Annotated in this window: 2 tRNA genes; both read left to right on the forward strand. The window is 40.2% G+C overall.

Going from position 1 to position 363, the window contains the following annotated elements:
• Positions 1-9: 9 nt before the first annotated feature.
• Positions 10-94: transfer RNA gene (locus OM075_RS25840), tRNA-Ser, on the forward strand.
• Positions 95-270: 176 nt separating this feature from the next.
• A tRNA-Ser gene (locus OM075_RS25845) sits at positions 271-355 on the forward strand.
• Positions 356-363: the final 8 nt, after the last annotated feature.

Below are 363 nucleotides of genomic sequence, written 5' to 3' on the forward strand. Positions count from 1 at the left end.
AAAAGTATTGGAGAGATGGCAGAGTGGTCGAATGCGGCGGTCTTGAAAACCGTTGTGCGGCAACGTACCGGGGGTTCGAATCCCTCTCTCTCCGCAAAACTCGTCGAAGCAAAAGTTTAGACGAGTTTTTTTTTCTACAATCAGAAAGATATTTTTTATTTTATTTTCTTACTTTTTTATTGATAAATAATCAAAAAAGTATATATTTGCATCCGCTTAGAAAAAAGCACATTTACCAAACAAAAGTGTTTGGATTAAATATAAGATTTTGGAGAGATGGCAGAGTGGTCGAATGCGGCGGTCTTGAAAACCGTTGTGCGGCAACGTACCGGGGGTTCGAATCCCTCTCTCTCCGCTTAAAAC

Source organism: Plebeiibacterium sediminum, from assembly GCF_026013605.1.
GTDB lineage: Bacteria > Bacteroidota > Bacteroidia > Bacteroidales > Marinilabiliaceae > Saccharicrinis > Saccharicrinis sediminus.